This is a genomic window from Paraburkholderia sp. RL17-381-BIF-C, from assembly GCF_046026435.1.
Lineage (GTDB): Bacteria > Pseudomonadota > Gammaproteobacteria > Burkholderiales > Burkholderiaceae > Paraburkholderia.
The window spans coordinates 1-600 of sequence record NZ_JARESX010000216.1 but is presented as its reverse complement, the minus strand read 5'-3'; the positions used below and the strand labels follow the sequence as shown (position 1 = coordinate 600).

Sequence of the window (600 nt, the reverse complement as noted above, 5' to 3'; positions counted from 1 at the left end):
AGCGTCATTGTTTTGCTGTGCGTAGTTATGCTTCGCATTGGGGGCTCCCAATGCGAAGCGGCAAGGGCGGCGAGCCCGAGGATAAAATCCGGTAGCGGACGCCTGCCCGCCTATGTGACGGTTGAACGGTGGTGTGAAAGAGAGGTTTGAAGTCATCGCTTACTGCGTCGCAAGCGGTGACTCCGAGGAAATTGAGGGGGAAGTTGGGGTGCACAAATTTCACATCATATTAAAGTTAGGACGACATCCGAACATGCGAGAGGAGAATCATGAGTAAAGTATTCGTCAACATTGGACTCAGCCTAGACGGCTACATGGCACCGGAAGGAATGACCATAGAGAATTGGGACAATCCTGAGTACAAGAACTGGGGCGCCAAGTGGGGCGCGCTGATGGCCTGGATCTTCAATCAACAGTACTTCCGCGAGAACCTCAAGCTTGGACCGGGGGGAGAGACCGGCCCGGTCAATGACCTGCTTCGCAGCACTACGGAGCGCATTGGCGCCAACATTATGGGCAAGCGAATGTTCGACCAGGGCGAGCGCGCCTGGCCGGAAGAAGCTCCGTTTCACACACCGGTTTACGTTCTGACCCATGAAA

Annotated in this window: 1 protein-coding gene; it reads left to right on the top strand. The window is 54.8% G+C overall.

Features of this window, described 5'->3' with window-relative positions:
• Window positions 1–269: 269 nt before the first annotated feature.
• Window positions 270–600: dihydrofolate reductase family protein (locus tag P0D70_RS36755; protein WP_494478135.1), on the top strand; the 331-nt coding region annotated here is incomplete at its 3' end.